This window comes from Bartonella sp. AP1QHHD, from assembly GCF_042196265.1.
Taxonomy (GTDB): domain Bacteria; phylum Pseudomonadota; class Alphaproteobacteria; order Rhizobiales; family Rhizobiaceae; genus Bartonella.
Genome location: NZ_JBHIPW010000027.1, coordinates 1 through 2,760, shown reverse-complemented (window position 1 = coordinate 2,760; position 2,760 = coordinate 1). Strand labels below are relative to the sequence as shown.

Here is a 2,760-nt window from a genome sequence, read left to right as displayed (position 1 = left end):
GGACGCACAATCATTTGATCGGCTAAAGAGTGAGAAGAGGTTGAAACAGCAGTTTGTTGTTTTTCATCAGAAAGAGGATGAGAACTTCCTGAACCTAAGACTTCAGTAACGTGACTTCCAAGAGAGGAAATAGTTGGAGATACAGAAGCCTGAGATTTTTGCCTTAAGTTTTGGCGGTTTTTTCTTCGACGTGGCAATTTAATAGCATGCTCTTGTGGTGCTGTAATCGTTGAAAGAGAAGAAACTGATTGATTTTGATTTAAATGCCGCATAGATCTGCTTCTGCGTGGCGCACTATCCATGTAAACTGCAGTCAAATACCAAATTTTTCCCTCTTCATTCTCAATATTTTTGTGTTTTAAGCCATAAGTATAAGTTCCTCCATCAACCATTACAGTTTTTGCGCCAGAAAAACTTTGTAGAGTAAAAGATGCGCTACCACTTTGATCAAAAATTAAATCAAGTCCTGCTGAAGAAGGATCAACAACTTCAATACCAGAATCTACGGCACTTATTGTGTGAAAACCACTCCCATTCTCAATAAAGAGGTAATCACCTTTTCCTTCTGCAAGGCTGACATTAAAATCGAAATGTAGACTCCTTGCTAGATTATTAATATAAAGCTGAGAGTAATATAAATCATCTTCAGAAGAGGTGAAAATGACTTTTCCTACACCGCTTAACTGCTGAATGCGTGTACTTTTGTCGTCAAACCCACGAGCAACGGAGTATAATTGAGCGTCTTCTCCATTTAATTCAATGTTTTCTACTATAGTTTGTTGACCATCACCTCCAGCATCAAGATAGATCCCACCAAAATCTTGAACTTTTATTTCTCCTCCTAATATTGCACTAGGAGAAATCCATGAATTGGCATTACCTTCAATCGTTAGATTCTTCACAATTCCACCCGCATAGACTTCTTGAACACCACCAGTGCGTAAAATTACTCTATTCGCTTCACCCCCTGCTAAAACACGCTGCATACCCTCTGAAAAAACTTCAGTATTTACGGCTAAACCACCACTCTTTTGTATAAAATCATCATCATCTGCGAACCATTTAGCAAGAGTTTGTATTCCTCCACTCATCACTTTTGTTCCCACAGCCATCCCATCATCATATACATTCTGCTGTCCCGGCGTATCACCTTGACCATAAAGTGTCGTGTTATAAGCGCTGCTCCCCACAATTCCACCATTTACATAACCATCTCCGGAAACAAGCTGCTCCCCACCATAAATTTCAGCTCTCAATGCGGTTCCTCCTCCCTCCACTCTTTGTTTTCCACCCTCGTAAATAATCGTAAATTCTAAAATCCCTTGCTCCCCTACAATCTCAACACCACCATTTTCAATTGTCGTATTCTTACTGAAACCACCAGCTTCAACATAAAGTCTTCCTGATCCCTGAATTGTATTGTTAATGGACTTCTTAAGAACACCTCGCTCTCCATCATCAGAGATATAAACTACGTTATCATCACCGAGCAAAGAGCTTTGTAGAATTCCTCCTCCTTCGCCAATACTATAATCAATTACATCAGAGATACTAAAATCTTTTGACGATGTCATATTTTCTTCTTTTTCAGGAAGCTTATCTATAGGTGACTCCGCATAAGGTGAAGAGATTACAGGAGCAAAAGTTATTTGTGACGTAGCCAAATACCAAGTCTTTGCCCCATTATCATCTTTTGTCTTTAAGCCATACATGTAGACTCCATTATCAATCGTACTCGTCTCTTCTCCAGAAAAATCTGTCAGAGTAAAATGCGCATTTCCGCTTTGATCATGAATTAAATCAAGCTCCAAAACTAAATTCTGATCTTGTAGAGGAGAATTGGTAATTTCAACACCAGAATCGATAACGCTTATGGTGTGATAACCTGCTCCTTTTTTTATCAAAAGATAATCACCGCGCTGTTCTGCAAAATTAGTATGCAACCTAAAATGTAAACTCCCTGAAAGATCATTGATCTCAAGTGTAGAGTAATATGGATTAAACACGGTAGAAGTAAAAATAACACGACCATTCCCACTCAGGTTCTCAATCAAAGAACTTTCGCCATCTATATTAGAAGCAATCGCGTACAATTTTGTATCTCTGCCATTTAACACAATTTTTTCTACTTCAGTACGAGATCGCTCAGTACCAGCATAAAGATAAATCCGTCCAGAATCATGAATCATAGTGCTTCCTTCTAATGTTGCACCAAAATTTAACCACGATTGTACTTGATCCCTAATTATTAAATCTTTTACATAGCCTCCTAAATCTATTGCTTGGAAAGCATTCCCTTGTAAAAGAACGCCAATCGCGATTCCCCCCGCTAAAATGTGTTGCTCTCCACCAGAAAAGACCTTCGTATCAAATGCAAAACTGCTATAGTCGTTTAGATCCTCTTCTACATAAAGATTTTGTATCCCTCCTTCCATGATCTTTGTGTTAAAAACCTCTCCATCATCGTACAAGACATTGATTTATAATGATAATTCACTGTTTTGTATGTTGAGTGAGAGTCCCGAATAACGTAAGATTCTCTCATTTCAAATCTGTTTATCTTGAATCAATCAAAACCACTTGCTTGCACGTCACAAGCGGGGTTGATGTGTGGGTAAAAACTATAGCAGAAAGGAGTAAAAATGGTTCTTATGAATCGTCTTAATGCAAGGGCTGTCTCAACATTGGGAGCTGGCAAATATAATGATGGTGCCGGCTTGTTACTTCATAAGCGTAAAGATGGAGGTGCTCAATGGATTT

Annotated in this window: 2 pseudogenes; one reads left to right on the top strand and one right to left on the bottom strand. The window is 38.6% G+C overall.

Annotated elements, in window-relative coordinates:
* Positions 1–2,471, bottom strand: a pseudogene (locus tag ACFIME_RS03255) (pertactin-like passenger domain-containing protein); the annotation flags it as partial.
* 171 nt (positions 2,472–2,642) lie between these two features.
* Here ACFIME_RS03255 and ACFIME_RS03250 point away from each other — a divergent pair.
* Positions 2,643–2,760, top strand: a pseudogene (locus ACFIME_RS03250) (integrase); the annotation flags it as partial.